Below are 20,501 nucleotides of genomic sequence, written 5' to 3'. Positions count from 1 at the left end.
AAATCGGGTGATAAGTAATCAACTTAACTTGTGGAAGATAAGCACTCCACAAAATAAACAATTTATAAACAAACCATGAGGTAATTAAGTATGATTCATCACATATCTCTTTCTGTGCAAAATCCCCAGCACGTTGCTCAAGTTCTGGCTGAAGCCATTAACGGGCAAGCTTTTCCCTTTTTTCCTCATCCAGGTAGCTATATGGTTTTTCCCCTTGACGAACATGGAACAGGGATTGAACTTTATCCGTTAAAAACTCAGCTAATACCTGGTAAGGGAGATAACCAGTGTATGTTTGCAGAAAGTGCTACTGCTTCTGGGTTTACGGCTACTCATGCAGCAGTCTCAGTTTCTTCTACTCAAGAAAAAATTGAGTTGATTGGCAAACGCGAAGGTTGGAGAGTATTACGTTGTAACCGCGACTCTTTTTTTGATGTTATTGAGTTCTGGTTAGAAAACAAAGTCATGATAGAATTACTTACACCGGAAATGTCGGCTCAATATTTAGCAGCAACGCAGCCAGAAAATTTGAAGAAAATTTTTAATTCATAATTCTGCTACTGCTAATTTCACAACACCAATTACTAAATTAAAAAATAAAAAAGATAAATCCTAGTATTGTTTAGCAGTGCTAGGATTTACCTTGAGGAATTAACCCTTCAATTCCTTCAACATACCAATCCATCGCCAGTTGTTGCTTATCATCCAACACCTTACCTTTGGGTACTCGCACCACGCCTTTTTGGTCTTTCACCGGCCCATCAAAAGGATGTGCAGTACCTTGAATAAACTCATCGCGTTTTGCATTCACCAGTTGTTGCACATTAGCTGGAATCGCCTGATTCATTGGGGAAATATCCACCATTCCTGCACCAATACCATCCCAAACCTCTTGAGACTTCCAAGTATTACTCATTACAGCTAAGGCTTTATCTGTATAGAATTTGCCCCATTTATTAATAGTTGATGTCAGGTGAGCTTTTTGACCAAACTTACTCATATCAGTGTTGTAGCCAAAAGCATAAATGCCTTTTTCCTGTGCCAGTTGGATAACAGCACCAGAGTCGGTATGCTGCGTTAGTATATCTGCACCTAAATTGACCAAAGCTTGAGCCGCTTCTCTTTCTTTAGCTGGAGCGTACCAGCTTTGTACCCACAGTACCTTAACTTTTGCTTGGGGATTTGTTAGCAATACTCCTCGAGTAAATGCATTTATGCCCCGAATTACTTCTGGAATTGGGTATGCGCCAATAAAGCCAACTACATTGGATTTTGTCATTTTGCCAGCAATCATGCCGGTTAAGTAACGCGGTTCTTCAAAGCGTCCTAGGTAAGTGCCGACATTGGCAGCACGTTTGTATCCTGTACAGTGTTCAAAGACAACATCGCCAAAGTCCTTGGCAACTTTCATTGTCGGGTTCATGTACCCAAAGGAAGTTGTAAAAATTAACTTATTACCATCTAATGCTAGTTGGCGAATCACCTTTTCAGCGTCAACACTTTCGTTGACATTTTCGACAAAGGTAGTTTTGACCTTATCTTGAAGATTGGCTTCCATGTCTCTGCGACCTAAATCATGGGCATAAGTCCAACCAAAATCACCCACAGGGCCCACATAAACAAATGCCACCTTGAGAGGTTCATTTACTACCACAGACGATGCTGAGAGAGACACTTCACTCTGCGATTTGGAATTTTTACCTTGAACACAACTAGTTGAGGCAAAAGTAGATCCTGCTAAAGTGACATACTTTAGAAAATTCCGACGATCCATATTTTATCGATGGGGTTTACCTGGGCCAAAAGGTTTTCTGATCGCTGGTAACACCAAACACGGTTTAAATTGACTATTTACTTAATTTTAGCTTTTTACTTTAGTTTTAAAGTCGCCAACCCCCAGAAGTCGCTTGAAAATATGCAAGGGAACAGGGTTTAAAGTAAAAAAATGCTAATTTTTAAACTTTGGGAAGTATATCATGTATCATGTCCAGATTGCAGATAATCTACGAGAAACTACTGGTAAAACTATTAACTAGATCATCTGTTTACAGATCAGAAAAACTAATGAATTTATTTGAACTTTTAGCAGGGGAAGACAATCATTCAGCGCTAGTTACACCTGAAAGGCGATCGCTAACCTATAAGCAATTGCGCGAGAATGTTATTGGGCTGGTATCCCAACTCAACAGCTTTGGATTGAAACGAGGAGAACGTATTGCCATTGCCATGACTAATGGTTCACCAATGGCGATTACCTTTTTGGCTGCCGCCCTATGTGGCACTGCTGCACCCTTGAATCCCAAATACAAACAAGAAGAATTTGCCTTTTACTACAAAGATACCCAGGCAAAAGCGCTGATTACTTTGTCTGAGGGGCCAGAAGCAGCCATTGCCGCCGTCACACCTGATATGATGCTGATTAATGCCAAGGTAAATACTGACGGCACATTAAGCTTTGAATTAGGGATTGGGGACAGGGGACTAAAGACACTTCTCTCCGAGACGTTCCACGAAGGACAAGCTAAGTGCATCGCTGGAGACTGGGAAAATTTAGTTGGGGACGATGATATAGCGATGATTCTCCATACTAGCGGCACTACCAGTCGTCCCAAGCGTGTACCGATTCGTCATCGCAACTTAATCGCTTCAGCCAGCAACCTCATCGGTGCTTACTCACTCACCGCAGCTGACACTACACTTTGCCTAATGCCTCTGTTCCACATTCACGGATTGGTGGGCTGTTTGCTAGCAACTCTGGGATCGGGCGGTACACTAGTTTGTCCCAATGGCTTTAATGCCTTGGAGTTTTGGAAACTGGTAGATACCTACAAACCCACTTGGTACTCCGCAGCGCCAACCATGCACCAGACAATTTTGGCACGCGCTAGCCGCAACACAGCAATTGTCAAAGCTAACCGCTTTCGTTTCATTCGCTCTAGTAGTGCTTCCTTACACCCAATTATCATTGAACAGCTAGAGGCAACTCTTAATGCTCCAGTGGTGGAATCTTATAGCATGACTGAAGCATCTCACTTAATGACCACCAACCCCCTACCGCCAAAAGTGCGGAAACCAGGTACTGTAGGTTATGGGTTTGGCGTAGAAGTGGGCATTATGGACTCTGAAGGTAACTTATTATCTCAGGGAAGCTTGGGTGAGGTGGTGGTAAAAGCACCCAATGTTATAGATGGGTACGAAAACAACCCAGAAGCTAACGCTACAGCTTTTGTAAACGGTTGGTTCCGCACAGGGGATCAGGGTACTGTGGATGAAGACGGCTATCTCCGTTTGACTGGACGCATTAAAGAATTGATTAATCGGGGTGGGGAAAAGATTTCTCCTTTAGAAGTGGATGATGTTTTGCTGCGCCATCCCGCCGTCGCCGAAGCCTTAGCCTTTGCCGTCCCTCACAAATCTTTAGGAGAAGATATCCACGCGGCTGTGGTGCTAAAAGCAGAAGCTAGCGAAAAAGAACTTTTAGCTCACTGTTCAACTATGCTGGCAGACTTCAAAGTTCCCAAGCAAGTTCACATTTTAGAGCAACTACCTCGTGGTGCTACTGGAAAACTGCAACGGTTAGTGATCGCGAAATTGCTTAATATTGGGGAATAGGGAGTAGAGAGTGAGGGAAGCAGGGGGAGCAGGGGAGGCAGGGGAGGTAGGGGGAAATAACCAATCCCCAATCCCTATTATTTTGAATTTGGAATTGTTAAGACTTTGTTTTTGCTTAAAAAGTCTTGAATGTGGTTGACAAATTCTTCTAATTCTGAAATTAAGTTAGTAGTACCTCTCAAGTCTTGATTGTTAGCTAGTTGTTCTAATTTGTTAGCTGCTAAATACATAGCTGTGTCTCCAATGTTGCTGCTAGCGCCTTTAAGGTGATGAGCTTCTCGCACTATTTGTTTAAAGTCATTATGTGCGATCGCTATTTTAATTGTCTCTAAACGGGGTTTAATATCTTCAACGCATAAATGCAATAGATTGAATTCAAATTCTTGATCGTTTCCCGATATTTGATGCAAGTGTTCCCAATTAATTGCTAGGTCAATTTTGCCGTTATTTGTGGTACAAACTGTCTGTTCATACACAACTTCCTCTTGTTGTGAGAGGATCACGCCTGTCCACTGCTCCAGAATCTCAGCCAATTTTTCTTTAAACACTGGCTTGCTCAAATAACCGTCCATTCCTGCACTTAGACACATTTGTTCATCTTCTTTCATCGCATTAGCCGTCATCGCAATCACTACAGGACGACGACGCAGGGCAAAAGCATCCTCTTGCAAACGATGAATTTCTTTTGTGGTTTCTAAACCGTCGAGGATTGGCATTTGGCAATCCATTAGAATCAAATCATAAGGAATTTTTTCTAATAGCTGTAAAACTTCCTTGCCGTTAGCAACAACATCGGCTTTGTAGCCCAAACTCTGGAGTTGCTTCAAGGCTACTTTCTGATTTACTAAATTATCTTCAGCTAGCAGAATTCTTAACTTGGCTTTAGTAGATACGTTAGGAGCAGAGGAAGTAAGAATGCCTGAAGTTTCTCTACTCTGAACCTTTTCAGTAGCTTCTAACCTCGAACCTCTAGCCCCTTCTTCTGATTCCGGCTGAGTTTCTAAAATAGTCATGATGGTATTGAGGAGTCGTGATGGCTTGATAGGTTTTACTAAATAACCAGCAAATCCGATTTTGAGCGCTTGCTGTACTTCATCCCGTTGATTAGTAGAGGCGAGCATAATCAAAGGTATCTTGGCAATTCCAGAATTGGCTTGAATTTGTTCGTTTATTGCCATGCCAGAAGTTTGGGGTATTTGCATATCAACCAAAGCGACATCATAAGATTTGCCTTGCTCACGAGCTTCCTGAATAACTTTGAGAGCCGCAGCAATACTGTCAGCTTGGTCTACTTCCATTCCCCAATGAGTTGCTTGATGGTGGATAATTTTGTAATTAGTGGCGTTGTTATCCACCATTAACAAGCGGCGATCGCGCAAAATTGTGCGATCATCGCATTGTGGCAAAACAGGCTCAACTTGCTTCGTAAAAAGCACCTCAAACCAAAACTTAGATCCTTTCCCCATCTCACTTTCTACCCCAATTACTCCTCCCATTAAAGTCACCAGTTGTTTACAGATGGCTAATCCCAAGCCGGTACCACCATACTTGCGAGTTGTAGAAGCATCGACTTGGGTAAATGGCATAAATAGTTTGCGTTGGTCTTCAGGGCTAATGCCAAGACCTGTATCTGTGATGGCAAAATGGATGGTGGCTGTATTGGAAGAAAGCGAACGCAATTCGGCTTGCACTAATACTTCACCAGCGCTGGTGAACTTGATAGCGTTGCTGATTAAGTTCATGAGAATTTGCCGCAGCCTACCACTATCTCCTTTGAGTTGCGTGGGGACGTTATGCTCAATCAGTGCAGCAATTTCTAATCCCTTGTTATGGGCTGAGGAAGCTAATAATTCCACCACTTCTTCTATACAAGTCGATACGTCAAAATCTAGAGTTTCGAGAGCCATCCCTCCAGCCTCAAGTTTGGAAAGATCCAAAATCTCGTTGATTAAACTTAAAAGAGCATCTCCACTAACGCGAATTGTTTCTATAAAATCTCGCTGTTCTGGTTCTAAGGGAGTATCTAATACCAAACTGGTCATCCCCAATACAGCGTTCATCGGAGTGCGAATTTCATGACTTATATTTGCCAAAAAGGCACTTTTAGCCTGAGAAGCTAATTCGGCTTGGCGACGGGCTATTTCAAGTTCTTGTCGCTGACGAGTTTCTGCTGCTAATAAATGGGCTTGGGCTAAGGCAATACCAACTTGGTCGGCTATTTGCCGCAAAAGATGAGTTTCAAAACTAGACCAATGGTGGGAATCGTCACACTGATGAACTATGAGCAAACCACGAACTTCTTCCTTGACAAGAATGGGCACAACCAAATTTACTTTGACCCCAAACTGTTGCATTAATTCCAGATAGCTTTGTTCAACTTCCAGCAGATCCAAGTTAGCCAGCTCTAAAATCTGTCCTTGACGGTACTGCTGTAAATAGTGTTGTTGTAGATATTCCGCTTGGAAGTAAGGATGAGTAATGCTTTGCTCTTTGATTGCTGGTAAGCCAGAAACTACTGCTTCAATCACAGTGGTTGCAGACTCATCTGGTAAAAGCTGATAGATTAAAACCCGGTCTGTCTTGAGAATCTTTTGTACCTCCTCGACAGTGGTTTGAAGAATTTCTTCGATTTGCAAAGACTGGCGAATTTTGAGGGTGATTTCGGTAAATAGTTGCGATCGCAAGTTTTGGCGTTGTATTTCTTCTTCAGCCTGTTTACGCTGGATAAATTGCCCCATTTGCTCACCGATATAACTCATCGTTTTTACTAAATCTTGGTCAGGCTGCTGAATTTCACGGTTGAAGCAGGTAATGACACCAAGGATTTTGTTACTGCTGCGGATTGGAAAACCAAAAGCTGCGTGTAATCCTACTTGAGCAGCAATTTGGAAGTTAGGGAAATTAATATCTTTAACAATATCAGCGATCCAAACAGGTTCAGAACTAGCCCAAACTCGGCCAGGCAATCCAATTCCTGGCGCAAAGGTGGTTTGCCGCTTCAGTGATTTAAACTCTTGCATCTCAAGGGATGCTTTATGCCAGATATCGAGAAAACGCAGCACATTCGCTTGCTCATCGACCATCCAAATTTCACCCAAATCCCATCCCAAACTCTCGCAGACCCCTTGCAATATTTGACGAGTAGCTTCGCTTGTCGTGGCAGACTCAGCTAAGACGCGGGTTGCAGCATATTGTGCAGTTAAATGCTTTTGTACGCGTTTGCGATCAGTGATGTCAATGCCAGTGCCAACGATGTATTCAATACACCCCTCATAGTCTTTTAGGAAGCTATTCGTCCACGCTACCAGTCGGCGACTGCCATCCTTCATTACCCAATAGTTTTCATACTCATTGTGGATATGACCAGTTAGAAATTGCTCAAAAACTGCTTTGCCTGACTCCACCTCTTCAGGAAGTAGGAGCAAGTTCCAGAAATATCTACCTCTCACCTCATCGAAAGAGTAACCTGTTGTTTGCTCACAAGCTTGATTGAAACGAACAATTTGCCCTTGAGAATCGAGAACTATTACTAAAGCGCTGGTTGTATCCAGTACTGCTGAGATAAAATTGCGTTCTTGATTTAAGGCTTCTTCTGTTCTCATACGCTCAAGAAACTCACGATAGATGAAGTAGTAGACTACAGCAAGAACAATAAAACTTAGGCTTATGGCGATCGCAAGTGCCAGAATTGTATTCCGATTGCTAGCTTTTTTTGCTTGTGACTGCTGCTGAAGTCTTTCCCTTTCCTTGTTTTCCATCTCATTAATCATCTTGCGGATATCACCCATGAGATTTTGTTCATTATTTCTCAGTAGTACTTGCAACGCCATCTCTAATCCCTTGTTCTGGCGCAAGTCCATAGCCTGTTTTAGTTCAGCAAGTTTAGCTGTTATAAGAAATTCAAGGGTTGCAATCTGCTTTTGTTGGTTTGGTTGATTTGCTGTTAAACTCTTCAGGTTAGCAATTTCTTGCTTGACATTAGTAACCGCTACTTTATACGGTTTTAGATAAAGTTTTTTTTCAGTGAAAATGTAACTACTTTGTGCAATCTCAGCATCTTTTATCTGGGATAGTAATTTTTCTAGGCTGTTAATTTTTTTATAAGTAGTTTTTACTGTAGTAGTGCGATTATTGCTAGATTCTCTTATATTTTGATCAGAAACCACGCTAATCAAAACTAAAATTGTCGAAGCCAAACCAAAACCTGTTACTATCTTTTTGAAAAATTGCTTGCGTACCTTCTGCGACTGTTTACTTTTCTTAGTAACAAGTACCAAATTTGCTAAATTCCGGCGCAATTCTAGTTGCTTGATGGCTTGACGACCTAAATTTTGTAATGCCTCCACTTGTTCTGGAGTAAGTTCTCGTGGTACATAATCAATTACACACAAGGTTCCTAGCGTGTATCCCTCAGGGTTAGTCAAAGGTACACCAGCATAAAACCGAATATATGGGTCAGATGTTACCAGTGGGTTAGTAGCGAACCGTTCGTCATTTGTTGTATCTGGCACAACGAAAACATCAGTCTGGAGAATAGCATGGGCACAGAATGCAAAATCTCGGTGTGTTTGTAGGACATGGAAACCGGCTTTTGACTTAAACCACTGGCGATTTGTATCAATTAAGCTAATTAAAGCAATAGGAGTCTGACAAATATAGGAGGCTAAACGGGTGAGGTCGTCAAAAGCGGCTTCAGATGGTGTATCAAGAATTTTATATTGCAAAAGTGCCTCAATTCTCTGGGCTTCGTTATCAGGTAATGGTGCTTTCATCCTTAAGCCTTATCTACATTCTGGGGATTGGAGAAGGTGGGGCCCCCTCTGGGGATAAGGGGGATTGGGGACTGGGGGTTAGGGAGAATTATTAAAAAAGAAGTCCTTACTTTGTTTCTTCTCATCCCTCAGCACGCAGTACCCACGTCAACAAACTTACTTTAATTAATGGCAATAGTTTACTTAAAAGCGTTAGCGTAATTTCACTGAGTTCGACGTTATTAAAGAATCAGTCAAATGATTAAGTCCGTGTTGTATTTTTTGTGGGCTGGTTTATTTGAAATCGGGGGTGGCTACCTGATATGGTTGTGGTTGCGTGAAGGTAAGCCGTTCTGGTGGGGCATATTGGGGGGAATTGCCTTAGCTGTCTATGGAATTATTGCAACTCTCCAACCGGCAAATTTTGGCAGAGTGTATGCAGCTTACGGCGGCGTGTTTATCGCAATAGCAATGCTTTGGGGTTGGAAGGTAGACGGGGTAACTCCAGACCGGTATGACTTAATCGGAGCATGTTTAGCTTTAGTGAGTGTTTTAATGATCATGTTTGTACCCAGAACTTAAATAAAATTTTTATATTTTTTTTGACAAAGAACTTTTATATTGTTCCCTTTTAAACAGGTAATAAGCACAAGCTACAAATTGACGATGCTTTAGATACTTATTCGGTGCATGGGGTTGGTGGTATAGCGGTTCCCATTCAGATACGGTACAAGATTATATTGCAAGGTGTAGGGGCACGGCAGTGCGGTGCCCTTACGGGTGTACTCACGTAAACGAGAACCGCTATATGCGATCGCAGGTGTTGGTACGTGGATTATTCTCAAGGTTATCGATGCTACAGTCGGGCTAAGAGTCAAAGAGGAAGCTGAAGTGCAAAGTTTGGATATTAACGAATATGGCGAAGAAGGTTACAATTCGGAGTTTGGCGATCGCCCCACTTAGTAGGGAGTAGACAGAGAAGCGATTAATCGCGTCTGTCTGTACTGAGTAAGGAGTTATTATTCTCTCCTATTCCCCACTTCCCAATTTAAGATTGTGTAATTTGCGATCGCTAGCGTTAAAATTTGATTCAAATAATTGGTAAATTTCGCTAGTTGTGTCTACTTCTTTTAAAACCTTTCCTATCTGGGCATTTTTTTCGCTGTTAACCAACGGCATCCTAATGTTGGCGGTCATTTTGCTAATTTGGCAACAGCAGAGATTGGCCGCTTTTTTTGGGATAATAACATCCCTAGAGCCAATCAACCTGAACAGTTCACCCCAAATTGCTACACCTGATTTGGGCCGCCGTCACCAACTCACTTACCAACAGTGGGTAGACATCCTCAAGCAAGAAGCCAAGGTCGCCGCAGACCAACGTCCTCCGCATTTAACTATTCTGGCGGGAGATTCTCTGAGTTTGTGGTTTCCCCCTGAGTTATTACCCGAAGGTAAAAATTGGCTCAATCAAGGAATTTCTGGCGAAACTAGCAATGGTCTTTTGAAAAGATTACAGATATTTGACCGCACCCAGCCAGAGGTGATTTTTGTGATGATTGGTATTAATGACCTAATTCGCGGGGTCAGCGACGAGGCAATTTTAGATAATCAGCGTCAAATTATCAATTACCTTCGAAAGACGCATCCCACAGCGCAAATTGTTGTTCAATCGATTTTGCCACATGGGGCGCAAGAAGCAACCTGGAAAGGACGAGAAAAACTTCTGGCTGTTGCCAATAGTCGCATTCGCAAGTTAAATCAGCAACTGCAAAGCATATCTACCAAAAAAGGTGTCAAATATCTCGATTTATATCCCCTGTTCACCAACAAACAAGGAAATCTCCGCCGCGAATTTACTACTGATGGTTTACACCTAAGTCCTGAAGGCTATATAGTTTGGCGTTCTGCATTGCAGATATATAGTGAAATCGAATTAAAACCCCAACAAGAAAAAGAGGGGAAAAGGTTGAAGGGTAAAGGTTAAAGGCATTAAATCCTTTTTCCTTTCCCCCTCTCTGATAATATCTTTGAAGACAACTTTGTATAAATCGCGTCTTGGCGCGAGAAAATAAGAAATAGTGGTTTAAATAAACAAATCTAATGGATACAAAAGCTTTTAAGCGCAGCCTGCAACATTCGGAAAATTACAATCGCAAGGGGTTTGGTCATCAAGCAGAAGTTGCCACCCAATTGCAGTCTGAGTATCAGAGTAATTTGATTCAAGAAATTCGCGATCGCAATTACACTCTACAACGGGGTGATGTGACAATCCGACTAGCACAAGCCTTTGGCTTTTGCTGGGGTGTAGAACGAGCTGTGGCCATGGCCTACGAAACCCGCCAGCACTTCCCCACAGAACACATCTGGATTACTAACGAGATTATCCACAATCCTTCTGTAAATCAGCGAATGCAGGAAATGGAGGTAGAATTCATCCCCATTGAAGGAAAGAATAAAGACTTTTCTGTTGTTGGTACTGGTGATGTAGTGATATTACCCGCTTTTGGGGCTAGCGTTCAAGAAATGCAGATACTTCACGATAAAGGCTGCAAAATTGTTGATACAACTTGTCCTTGGGTATCTAAAGTTTGGAATACAGTAGAAAAGCACAAAAAAATCGATTATACATCAATAATTCACGGTAAATATAAACACGAAGAAACAGTTGCGACTAGTTCCTTTGCTGGCAAGTATTTAATTGTGTTGAATTTGCAAGAAGCGCAATATGTTGCTGACTATATTATGAATGGTGGCAACCGTAAAGAATTTATGACAAAATTTGCTAAAGCTTGTTTAGCAGGATTTGACCCCGATCAAGATTTAGCAAGAGTTGGCATTGCTAATCAAACTACGATGCTAAAAGACGAAACTGAGCAAATCGGCAAGCTTTTTGAGCGGACTATGTTGCAAAAGTATGGCCCCACCGAGTTAAATCAGCATTTCCAAAGCTTCAATACTATTTGTGATGCCACTCAAGAACGGCAAGATGCCATGTTGGAGTTAGTGGAACAAAATTTAGATTTAATGATAGTAATTGGTGGGTTTAATTCATCGAATACTACTCAATTGCAACAAATTGCTTTTGAGCGGGGAATTCCTTCTTATCATATTGATACTGTTGAACGGATTAAATCAGGAGATTCCATAGAACATCGGCAATTAAATGGGCAGTTAATAACTACAGAAAACTGGTTGCCAGATGGAGAAATTGTTGTGGGAATTACTTCTGGTGCCTCCACACCAGATAAGGTAGTAGAAGATGTAATTGAGAAAATTTTTGCGATGAAAGCAACAACAGCGTTGGTTTAACAGTTATCAAGTAAGCAAGTTCGTAGTAAAACTTTAGTGCTGAAAAAAATAAGGACTTTAGTCCTTACTACGAACCCTCAAAAGTAGCTTAAGAAACTACTATTGTTCACTATTTTTAAAGTTTGTGAGAAATTCAATAATGGCTGTTTATGAGCAAATTGGCAAAGGCTATGATTTGACTCGTCGTGCTGACACTGACATTGCTGCCCAATTAGCTAAATACCTCCAAATCAAATCAGATTCCTCGTATCTCAATGTGGGATGTGGCACGGGAAATTACACGTTAGCTTTGGCAAAATATGGCGGTGTTTGGAGTGGAATAGACCAGTCAAAAAATATGATTGATGCTGCTACAAATAAGAATAATATTGTAGCTTGGCAAGTTGCAGAAGCTGAAGCTTTACCTTATGCTAATGGGGCTTTTTCAGGTGTGTTATGCACGCTAGCAATACATCATTTTGCTGCACTAACTCCTGCCTTTAGAGAGATTTACCGTGTCTTGGCGGCTGGTCGTTTTGTATTGTTTACTGCCACCCCGGAGCAAATGAGCAAATATTGGTTAGTCGAATATTTTCCAGAGGCTATACATAAATCTGCTGAACAGATGCCAAGTTTAGAAAAAATAAAATATGCTCTAAATAATGTAGGTTTTAATTTAGTAGATATCGAACCTTATTCTATTTCTAAAAACTTGCAAGACCTATTTTTATACAGTGGAAAATATCGTCCTGAAATATATTTAGATGAAAATGTCCGGTCTGGAATTTCTACGTTTGCTTTATTAGCTTCGGCAGATGAAATCGCAACAGGATGCCAAAGGCTAGCAGCAGATATTGATACAGGACGCATCACCCAGATTGTCAATAAGTATGAAAATAATCAAGGAGATTACTTATTTGTAATCGCCGATAAATAATCATGAATTAGCATGACAGAGAAATGGCTTTCTATCGTCGGTATTGGGGAAGATGGATTACAGGGATTAAGCGCGATCGCTCGTTCTCTAGTGGATCAAGCTAAAGTTATTGTAGGAGGCGATCGCCATTTAGCAATGCTCCCTAAAGATGACCAACGTGAGAAACTAGTCTGGACATCCCCCATTAGCACTTCAGTTGAGGAAATCATCCAGCGTCGGGGTCAGTCAATTTGCGTACTTGCAAGTGGCGATCCTATGTGTTACGGCATTGGTGTTACCTTGATGCGGCGAATTCCCGTCTCTGAAATGACGATTGTCCCCGCACCTTCAGCCTTCAGCCTCGCCTGTGCTAGGGTTGGATGGTCTTTAACTGAGGTGGAAACCTTGAGTTTGAATGGTCGTCCATCATCTCTGCTTCAGTCTTATATTTACCCAAAAGCGCGATTGTTGATTTTGAGTGAAGGGAAGGACACACCCGCCATTGTTGCCCAAATTTTGACAAATCGCGGCTATGGTGGCAGTAAAATCACCTTATTGGAGCGTATGGGCGGCGCTCATGAAAGAATTGTAGAAGGTACGGCTGCATTCTGGAGTGAAACTGAAGTTGCTGCTTTGAATGCGATCGCAGTTTATTGTATTGCTGATGCTGGGGTTATCCCTTTACCAAGATTACCAGGATTACCAGATAACGCCTATCACCACGATGGACAGTTAACGAAGCGTGAAGTTAGGGCAATTACCCTAGCAGCTTTAGCACCGACACCGGGAGAATTATTGTGGGATGTTGGGGCGGGTTGTGGCTCAGTTTCTATTGAATGGATGCGGAGTAATGCTCGGTGTCGAGCGTTCGCGATCGAACAAAATGCTTCTAGACTACTATATATTGCCGATAATGCCGCCACTCTTGGTACTCCAAATCTGCAAATTATTGAAGGTAAAGCGCCTCATACCCTAAAAGACTTACTTGCACCAGATGCGATTTTTATTGGTGGTGGAGTGACAGCAACGGGACTTTTTGATGTTTGTTGGGAAGCACTGCGGCCAGGCGGGCGTTTGGTGGCAAATGTGGTGACGGTAGAGGGTGAGCAAACTTTATTTCAATGGCATAAACGAGTCGGTGGCGATTTAACTCGTATTGCCATTCAACGGGCGGAACCTATTGGTAAATTTTTGGGCTGGCGAGGAATGGCGGGTGTGACGCAATGGGTAGTTGTCAAATAACAAGATGAATCATAAGCTAAGGAAAATTAATTTAAAACTGAAATTTCTATTACTTATTATTACAGCACTATTACCAAAAGCTGGTATAGTTCACACTTAATGTTCATAATTGAAAAACCTAATTATCATTGCGGTTAATAAACAGCTAGTTGCTGTATAATTAGTTTTGTGTTCCCTTTTAGACTCGCTCATGGTTTGCAACAATCGCACCAATTTTTTATTGAAGCGATCTCTGTTGTGATTATCGTTGACAAAAAGTCATTTATTGGGGGTGAAGTAATGGACGATCATAATCTTGACGATAAGAATAAATTTCTTTACCCTCGTAGTCGCTATTATGGTCAAGTTAAGCCAGAGAATTTAGTATTTAATGCCAACCTTCAAGAATTTGCTCAAAAAGTTGGCTACATTACCAGTTTAGAAACATCTGGAAAGCTTGACCCAGAAGATGCTTACAAACAGATTAAAGCACTTTGGAAACAGTTAAAGCGTAGTAAAAAAACATTGTTCATTAGTGAGGAACCATGAGAAAAATCCTGAAGTTTGTTAAAAAAGGCGATAATGCGATCGCTCTTTATAATTACCCTTGCGAAAGTGTAATGGACTGTGTTTTAAGCACCCTGTTTATCTACTATTAAATTCCTCAACTTTTATTCATCAAAACTAAGCCCATGACGTTCTAAATATGGGCGTAAATTAATTTTAATGAATAAATCTTTTAGTTCTTGGGTAATTTATTGGGATGGATTTTCTGATAATGCGATCGCAGTTTATTGTATTGCTGATGCTGGGGTTATCCCTTTACCAAGATTACCAGGATTACCAGATAACGCCTATCACCACGATGGACAGTTAACGAAGCGTGAAGTTAGGGCAATTACCCTAGCAGCTTTAGCACCGACACCGGGAGAATTATTGTGGGATGTTGGGGCGGGTTGTGGCTCAATTTCTATTGAATGGATGCGGAGTAATGCTCGGTGTCGAGCGTTCGCGATCGAGCAAAACTCATCTGGACTACTATATATTGCTGATAATGCCGCTACTCTCGGTACACAAAATCTGCAAATCATTGAAGGGAAAGCGCTCCATGCTCTGAAAGACTTGCCTACACCAGATGCGATTTTTATTGGTGGTGGGGTGACAGCAAGGGGACTTTTTGATGTTTGTTGGGAAGCACTGCGGCCGGGTGGGCGTTTGGTGGCAAATGTGGTGAGGGTAGAGGGTGAGCAAACTTTATTTCAATGGCATGAACGAGTCGGTGGCGATTTAACTCGTGTTGCCATTCAACGGGCGGAACCTATTGGTAAATTTTTGGGCTGGCGAGGAATGGCGGGTGTGACGCAATGGGTAGTTGTAAAAGGTATTGGGTAATCGGCGGAAAAATTTTGGAACAATTTCCTAGTAATTCAATAATTGCCTATAGTTATATAATGAAAAAAATACCTTGTAACAAGTTTTGATATTTGAGCCGTGAGCAACTGTAGCCTCAGAAAAATTCACTCCTCTGACCCGATAATTGGGAAACAGTGCCCACCTTAGCATTGCTCTATTAGTATGGCTATCTGGCATGGTAATGCAGTTTCATCCTTGCTAGACAGACTCTCGCTACATAGTCACAGTTTACCAATAGAGCAATTATCAAGATTTTAGACTTATGCAAACAGAATTACGGGATGCAATCGCCCCGCAAGAAGAAATAGATCGTCGGCGTAACTTTGCCATCATCTCTCACCCAGACGCAGGTAAAACTACACTTACCGAAAAGCTGCTACTCTACGGAGGAGCAATTCAGCAAGCAGGTTCAGTAAAAGCTCGTCGCGCCCAACGTCACGCTACCTCTGATTGGATGGCAATGGAGCAACAACGAGGTATCTCTATCACCTCAACAGTATTGCAATTCGAGTACCAAGGGTTTCTTATCAATCTTTTAGATACACCAGGACATCAAGACTTCAGTGAAGATACTTACCGAACGCTAGCGGCTGCGGATAATGCAGTGATGCTCATCGATGCTGCTAAAGGATTGGAAACTCAGACTCGCAAGCTATTTGAAGTTTGCCGATTGCGTTCTTTGCCTATCTTCACCTTTATTAACAAACTGGATCGTCCCAGTATGTCGCCTTTAGAACTAATTGATGAGATTGAGCAAGAGTTAGGACTTTCAACTTATGTCATCAATTGGCCTATTGGTACAGGCGACCAATTCCGAGGCGTTTTTGACCGTCGCCATCAGCAAATTCATCTGTTTCAGAAGACGGCTACTCATGGTAGCAAAAAAGCCGCAGATACTACTATTTCCTTGGGCGATCCGAGAATTGAGTCGCTTTTAGAGCCAGAATTATACTACCAACTCAAAGAAGACATAGAAATTCTCGATGGGGTAGGTTCAACCTTCGACTTAGAAGCAGTACATCAAGGTAAGATGACCCCAGTGTTTTTTGGTAGCGCCATGAATAATTTTGGTGTGGAGTTGTTCCTAGAGTCATTTTTGGAATATGGACTCAAGCCAACTCCCCATGAAAGTAACAAGGGTAAAATTGCCCCAACCTATCCAGAGTTTTCTGGGTTCGTGTTCAAGTTGCAAGCCAACATGGACTCGAAACACCGCGATCGCATTGCTTTTTTGCGAGTCTGTTCTGGTAAATTTGAAAAAGATATGGTGGTGAATCATGCCCGTACTGGTAAAACGATCCGCCTATCACATCCCCAGAAATTGTTTGCTCAAGAACGAGATACCGTTGAAGTTGCATACCCAGGCGATGTAGTGGGGTTAAATAATCCGGGGACATTTGCGATCGGGGATACTGTGTACATAGGCGAAAAGCTGATATATCCGAGTATTCCTTCTTTCTCCCCAGAGTTATTTGCTTACCTGAAGAATGCTGACCCCACCAAATACAAGAATTTCAACAAAGGGGTAACTGAACTGCAAGAAGAGGGAGCAGTGCAGATTTTACACTCTACAGATGAAAGCAAACGCAACCCAATTTTAGCTGCCGTTGGTCAACTTCAGTTTGAGGTGGTGCAGTTTCGTCTGGTGAATGAGTACGGAGTGGAGACTTATTTAGAGACTTTACCTTATTCAGTAGCGCGATGGGTAACTGGAGGCTGGGCTGTGCTGGAAAAAGTGGGGCGTTTGTTCAATACCTTTGTGGTGAAAGACCGTTGGGAGCGTCCGGTATTGTTGTTTAAAAACCAGTGGAATTTAGATCAAATTATTGGAGAACATCCAGAGTTGGAGTTAAGTCCGATTGCTTTACCGCCTACAAGTGAGAAGGGTTAGAAAGAGGGTTTAGTGCATTAATTCAACTTACAATATAGTTTAACCCAAATTCTAAGATGGCTAAAATACCTTTGTTTTTAAGAAATACCTGGTACTATGCATTACCAAGTAAGCAGCTAAAACCTGGACAGATACTTTCAAAAACTCTCTTAAACGAGCTAATAATTTTTAGCCGCGATCGCTCAGGGAAAGTCTTTGCTAAAAGAAGTGAAACGAAAAGTTATCCAATACAAGAGGCGCAAGGAAATATCTGGATTTATATGTCAAATGATGAGACTTCATTAATACTAGAAGACATCCCCCGAATCCCTGAATTTGCCGATCAAGTCTATCAAGCCGTTGAATCCATCTGCCTTCCCTGTGATGTCGATCACGCCGTAGTAGGTTTAATCGATCCTGCTCATATTGCTTTCGTTCACCAGGCGTGGTGGTGGCGGTCTCCGGAAACACTAAATGAGGTAGCCAAAACCTTTGAACCGTCTTTATACGGCTTTACCATGCGAAAGCATCCACTAGAACAACAAACATTTTTCTATCGCTTGATTGGAAATAATCCACAGATCGAAATCTCATTTCGTTTGCCAGGAATTCGGATTGAGAAGGTGTCTACCGAGAAACATCTAGTCTGTAACCTAACAGCAATTACTCCCATTTCCGAAACTGAAACCGAGGAAACAACTATGTTCTACACAACTTTACCTTGGTTTCCTATTCTCAAGCCATTATTGCTATGGTTTACACGCAGTTTTCTCAACCAAGATCGAGAAATTTTGCTTAAACAACAAATCGGTTTGAAATATAATTCACCCTTAACTTTAGTTGGAGATGCCGATGCTCAAGCCCGTTGGTACTATAGATTGAAGGCAGAATTTGCTAAATCTCAAATCCAGGGGCGTTCTTTCGTTAACCCAATTAAAGAAAAGACACTTCGATGGCGTAGTTAGATCATTAGGTTTAACTTTTCAATCGGCACTGTTAAAAGTCTCTAACCACAAGAAAATAGATTTTGCCAGTGGTAGTAGTCAGTAGTCAAGCGATCGCTCATCCAATGATGACCCAGAATTAAACCTGCAATCCCCAACTTTTCTAAATGTTCGGTAGGGGTGAGACTGTCAGTATAAAAATCAGTGCCACCCAGATGGTCAACAATTTCACCTTGCTGCACTTTTCAGACAAGACTTCTTGACTGAACTAGGGCAGATGCCGATTTCAATGCCTGTAAGCGGCTTTCTACCTGACTAATTTGGGCTGACACAGAGGAGTGATTCTGTATATGGTTAGGCTTACAGAATCGCTGCAATTCAAGGTGGGTAATCCGCCGTTCCACTTGTCCAGGGGTGACGACTATCCAGACGTGGCGATGATAGCACCATAGAGTCCAGCGATTGCCCCAGCACCGGAAGCAACCCCAAAGGCTAGGGCTAAGGGTAGAGCCACAACGGCAGCAGCTAAGCTCCCAAACAGGTCGCCGCGCCAATTGCGAAAATGAATTTTGTTGATTGGGTTGATGGACACCTTGTTATTACTCTCAATTAAAAAGATTTGAATTAGAAAGATTTGAACACAATCAGGCTAAGTAGTTAAACAATATTTATTTTGAAACTTCGATTCAATTTGAAAGGTATAAATATTTTTGCATTTTTGCTTGGTTACTGAATCGTATTCTCAAGAAAATATCTGTGATCAACGAAATACCAGTACGGGAATATTGCTGCTTTGAAGAATTTGAGTTGTGGTGCTACCAATCACCAGATGGCGAATGCGGCTATGTCCGTAAGCCCCCATTAACAAAAGGCTAATATCTTGCTGGGTAATATAGTTGACGATAGCTTTTTCGGGTTCACCTTCTAAGAGGCTACAAACTGGCTCAAATCTGGCTCTTTGCAACCATTGTTTAGCTTCATTCAGTCTGGCTAATGCTGTTTGATCTGAGTTACTTTTAGCCACCGTCAGCAGATGGATCTCTAAATTTTGAAAGCAAGGGTAATCTCCTAAAAATTGCAGTATCTTTTGCCCACTTAGACTACCGTCATAAGCAATTAAAATACGCTCAATCGTTTTAAATTCACGGGGAGTAACTAAGCATGGCTTACTACTACTACGAACAATCCGATCCACATTTGCCCCTAAATGCCCAAATCCAAAATCTGCTGTTTCTCCCCCTTTACCTAAAACAATTAAGTCGGAATTTTCTTCAAATTCATGAAAACAATCCACTAGAAAACCTGTTTTATTAGTTAATTGAAAATCTTTTATACCCTCAGATGTCAGAGCTTCGCTGGCGTTTTGTAAAATCAATCTTGCCCGTTGATTGTTCAGCTTGGCTTTTTCATGTTCTAAATTCACTAATTCATTCAGCAAATTTTCGGAAGCGCCAAGTCCAATGCTCCCGCTTAAGTTGCCAGTAGAAGATACTTTTTGACTTTGAATATCGGTAACAAATAAAACATTTAGTTTGGCATTCAATTGAATAGCAAACCAAGCTCCATATTTATAAACACTTTCTGCAAAAGATGAACCATCGGTACAAATTAAAATAGTTTTCATAGTGGTTTTATACCCTGAAAATAAAATGATTAAAAGGTAAAAATGCTAAAATTTTTGATTAATTTCTAATTTATTCAGCAAGGTAGTACTAGCCTCATTCAGTCCGATTAGTTCTACTTCTGCTCCATTGCGACGAAATTTCAATACTGCTTTCTCGAGTACGTAATATCTTGGGGAAAATAGCTCTATGTCTACATAATTGCGCTCAGTGGTTGCTGTGTCTCTGCACTAATTTTCGCCTTCCCTACGGGACATTTTACGAATAGCGTTCCCGCATAGTAGATGACTAAATTTTTAATGGGCGTGGTTGCTCTTTCTCTTTTAATTACAAATTAACTATAAAATATTTTAAACTACCTACTATTTTTTTGGCGATGGGCTACGCCACGCCCGAAGAGATCCATAAAATGCCTGGAACGCTCTGTGTAGCTTATTTAATCGTAGGCTCGATGAGCTACGCCCCGCCCGAAGCGATCGCAGAACTTTTCAGTCTACTGAAATTTAAAAAAGAATTAATGTATGGCAGAAAGTTCATTTTAAAGCTGCTTTTTTAACCAACGCCGAAGCCCGCTATCTCAATATCAGCGTATTTTCTAGATATTCTCCACTTTTGGTAATTTTTATTTCTAACTGACGTGCCATTTTCCTCCTGTCCGACTTACCCTCGGCTCTCTATTTGCAAGCTCAATGTAAATTGATATAACTCAGTTAAGGATTTGACATCAGCATCATTAAATTAGTTCAATATTCCAAGTTTTTAGACTGTTGAAGAAGAATTCAGGAGCCAGAATTTAGGAGTCGGGATTCAGAAGTAAAACACCCTTTATATCTAACTTCGAGACAAATATTTGTGTACTTACTT

14 protein-coding genes and 3 pseudogenes are annotated in these 20,501 nt (G+C 41.5%); 12 read left to right on the top strand and 5 right to left on the bottom strand.

The features are described from left to right. The first annotated feature begins 90 nt into the window (after nt 1-90). Complete coding sequence (locus H6G97_RS07045; RefSeq protein ID WP_190939956.1) at nt 91-552, top strand: hypothetical protein; 462 nt, start codon at nt 91-93, stop codon at nt 550-552. Nucleotides 553-631: 79 nt separating this feature from the next. Here H6G97_RS07045 and H6G97_RS07040 read toward each other — a convergent pair whose 3' ends face one another. Beyond that, entirely contained in the window at nt 632-1,774 is a 1,143-nt protein-coding gene (locus tag H6G97_RS07040) for a BMP family ABC transporter substrate-binding protein (protein ID WP_190939955.1), read from the bottom strand. Between the two features lie 290 nt (nt 1,775-2,064). Here H6G97_RS07040 and H6G97_RS07035 point away from each other — a divergent pair, with 290 nt between their 5' ends. After that, nucleotides 2,065-3,612: an acyl--CoA ligase gene (locus H6G97_RS07035; protein WP_190939954.1), complete on the top strand. Its 1,548-nt coding sequence runs from the start codon at nt 2,065-2,067 to the stop codon at nt 3,610-3,612. Between the two features lie 77 nt (nt 3,613-3,689). Here H6G97_RS07035 and H6G97_RS07030 read toward each other — a convergent pair whose 3' ends face one another. Next, the gene (locus tag H6G97_RS07030) at nt 3,690-8,384 is read right to left on the bottom strand and encodes a GAF domain-containing protein (RefSeq protein ID WP_190939953.1); all 4,695 of its coding nucleotides are present in this window, start codon (nt 8,382-8,384) and stop codon (nt 3,690-3,692) included. A 237-nt stretch (nt 8,385-8,621) separates the two neighbouring features. On the opposite strand from H6G97_RS07030, the gene H6G97_RS07025 reads away from it, so the two are divergent. From H6G97_RS07025 to H6G97_RS06980, 10 genes and pseudogenes are all read left to right on the top strand, one after another. Continuing rightward, nucleotides 8,622-8,945, top strand: a complete 324-nt coding sequence (locus H6G97_RS07025; protein WP_190939952.1) for a YnfA family protein — start codon at nt 8,622-8,624, stop codon at nt 8,943-8,945. Nucleotides 8,946-9,170: 225 nt separating this feature from the next. Continuing rightward, a pseudogene (locus tag H6G97_RS07020) lies at nt 9,171-9,326 on the top strand (ammonium transporter); the annotation flags it as partial. Nucleotides 9,327-9,480: 154 nt separating this feature from the next. Continuing rightward, the gene (locus H6G97_RS07015) at nt 9,481-10,347 is read left to right on the top strand and encodes a GDSL-type esterase/lipase family protein (protein WP_190939951.1); all 867 of its coding nucleotides are present in this window, start codon (nt 9,481-9,483) and stop codon (nt 10,345-10,347) included. 116 nt (nt 10,348-10,463) lie between these two features. Beyond that, nucleotides 10,464-11,672, top strand: a complete 1,209-nt coding sequence (locus H6G97_RS07010; protein ID WP_190939950.1) for a 4-hydroxy-3-methylbut-2-enyl diphosphate reductase — start codon at nt 10,464-10,466, stop codon at nt 11,670-11,672. 139 nt (nt 11,673-11,811) lie between these two features. After that, a complete protein-coding gene (locus tag H6G97_RS07005) occupies nt 11,812-12,588 on the top strand; it encodes a class I SAM-dependent methyltransferase (RefSeq protein ID WP_190939949.1) in 777 nt (258 codons plus the stop codon). Nucleotides 12,589-12,600: 12 nt separating this feature from the next. Further along, a complete protein-coding gene (cbiE, locus tag H6G97_RS07000) occupies nt 12,601-13,809 on the top strand; it encodes a precorrin-6y C5,15-methyltransferase (decarboxylating) subunit CbiE (RefSeq protein WP_190939948.1) in 1,209 nt (402 codons plus the stop codon). Nucleotides 13,810-14,088: 279 nt separating this feature from the next. After that, complete coding sequence (locus tag H6G97_RS06995) at nt 14,089-14,337, top strand: DUF7219 family protein (protein WP_190939947.1); 249 nt, start codon at nt 14,089-14,091, stop codon at nt 14,335-14,337. Nucleotides 14,338-14,565: 228 nt separating this feature from the next. Next, nucleotides 14,566-15,180: pseudogene (gene cbiT / locus H6G97_RS06990) on the top strand (precorrin-6Y C5,15-methyltransferase (decarboxylating) subunit CbiT); the annotation flags it as partial. A 283-nt stretch (nt 15,181-15,463) separates the two neighbouring features. Next, the gene (prfC, locus tag H6G97_RS06985; RefSeq protein WP_190939946.1) at nt 15,464-17,092 is read left to right on the top strand and encodes a peptide chain release factor 3; all 1,629 of its coding nucleotides are present in this window, start codon (nt 15,464-15,466) and stop codon (nt 17,090-17,092) included. 56 nt (nt 17,093-17,148) lie between these two features. Beyond that, on the top strand, nt 17,149-18,036 hold the full coding sequence (locus H6G97_RS06980) for an aromatic ring-hydroxylating dioxygenase subunit alpha (protein ID WP_190939945.1): 888 nt from the start codon (nt 17,149-17,151) through the stop codon (nt 18,034-18,036). A gap of 41 nt (nt 18,037-18,077) precedes the next feature. On the opposite strand, the gene H6G97_RS06975 is transcribed toward H6G97_RS06980, so the two are convergent. The 3 genes and pseudogenes from H6G97_RS06975 to H6G97_RS06965 all read right to left on the bottom strand — a co-directional run bounded on the left by H6G97_RS06975 (nt 18,078) and on the right by H6G97_RS06965 (nt 19,639). Continuing rightward, on the bottom strand, nt 18,078-18,257 hold the full coding sequence (locus H6G97_RS06975; RefSeq protein ID WP_190939944.1) for a hypothetical protein: 180 nt from the start codon (nt 18,255-18,257) through the stop codon (nt 18,078-18,080). A gap of 197 nt (nt 18,258-18,454) precedes the next feature. After that, nucleotides 18,455-18,607, bottom strand: a pseudogene (locus H6G97_RS06970) (SulP family inorganic anion transporter); the annotation flags it as partial. Between the two features lie 168 nt (nt 18,608-18,775). After that, on the bottom strand, nt 18,776-19,639 hold the full coding sequence (locus H6G97_RS06965; protein WP_190939943.1) for a universal stress protein: 864 nt from the start codon (nt 19,637-19,639) through the stop codon (nt 18,776-18,778). Nucleotides 19,640-20,501: the final 862 nt, after the last annotated feature.

The sequence above is a fragment of the Nostoc flagelliforme FACHB-838 genome (assembly GCF_014698065.1).
Classification (GTDB): domain Bacteria; phylum Cyanobacteriota; class Cyanobacteriia; order Cyanobacteriales; family Nostocaceae; genus Nostoc; species Nostoc flagelliforme_B.
Note: the sequence above shows the minus strand (reverse complement) of the source record. Positions and strands in the feature narration are given on the sequence as shown.

Coding starts and splice junctions, on each gene's coding strand:
- H6G97_RS07045 (WP_190939956.1), top strand. CDS start 91: ATGATTCATCACATATCTCTTTCTGTGCAAAATCCCCAGCACGTTGCT.
- H6G97_RS07040 (WP_190939955.1), bottom strand. CDS start 1,774: ATGGATCGTCGGAATTTTCTAAAGTATGTCACTTTAGCAGGATCTACT.
- H6G97_RS07035 (WP_190939954.1), top strand. CDS start 2,065: ATGAATTTATTTGAACTTTTAGCAGGGGAAGACAATCATTCAGCGCTA.
- H6G97_RS07030 (WP_190939953.1), bottom strand. CDS start 8,384: ATGAAAGCACCATTACCTGATAACGAAGCCCAGAGAATTGAGGCACTT.
- H6G97_RS07025 (WP_190939952.1), top strand. CDS start 8,622: ATGATTAAGTCCGTGTTGTATTTTTTGTGGGCTGGTTTATTTGAAATC.
- H6G97_RS07010 (WP_190939950.1), top strand. CDS start 10,464: ATGGATACAAAAGCTTTTAAGCGCAGCCTGCAACATTCGGAAAATTAC.
- H6G97_RS07005 (WP_190939949.1), top strand. CDS start 11,812: ATGGCTGTTTATGAGCAAATTGGCAAAGGCTATGATTTGACTCGTCGT.
- cbiE (WP_190939948.1), top strand. CDS start 12,601: ATGACAGAGAAATGGCTTTCTATCGTCGGTATTGGGGAAGATGGATTA.
- H6G97_RS06995 (WP_190939947.1), top strand. CDS start 14,089: ATGGACGATCATAATCTTGACGATAAGAATAAATTTCTTTACCCTCGT.
- prfC (WP_190939946.1), top strand. CDS start 15,464: ATGCAAACAGAATTACGGGATGCAATCGCCCCGCAAGAAGAAATAGAT.
- H6G97_RS06980 (WP_190939945.1), top strand. CDS start 17,149: ATGGCTAAAATACCTTTGTTTTTAAGAAATACCTGGTACTATGCATTA.
- H6G97_RS06965 (WP_190939943.1), bottom strand. CDS start 19,639: ATGAAAACTATTTTAATTTGTACCGATGGTTCATCTTTTGCAGAAAGT.